Below are 255 nucleotides of genomic sequence, written 5' to 3'. Positions count from 1 at the left end.
GCATCGGGCTCGACAACATCGTCGCCGTGGCGATGCCCGACGCGGTGCTCGTGGCCCACAAGGACCGCGCGCAACAGGTCAAGCAGGCGGTGGCGCAGCTTCATGCGGACGGGCACGCGCAGGCCAGAACCTTGCCCCGCGCCTACCGGCCCTGGGGCTGGTACGAGAGCCTGACGAACGGCCAGCGCTTCCAGGTCAAGCGCATCGTCGTCCACCCGGGTGCGGCCCTGTCGCTGCAAAGCCACCACCACCGCT

The 255-nt window shown here is 70.2% G+C and carries 1 pseudogene; it reads left to right on the top strand.

The features are described 5' to 3' along the window. A pseudogene (cpsB, locus tag EU805_RS17300) lies at nt 1–255 on the top strand (mannose-1-phosphate guanylyltransferase/mannose-6-phosphate isomerase); the annotation flags it as partial.

The organism is Salipiger sp. IMCC34102, from assembly GCF_004145405.1.
Lineage (GTDB): Bacteria > Pseudomonadota > Alphaproteobacteria > Rhodobacterales > Rhodobacteraceae > Loktanella.
The sequence above is the reverse complement of the archived record's forward strand: the minus strand, read 5'-3'. Positions and strand labels throughout refer to the sequence as shown.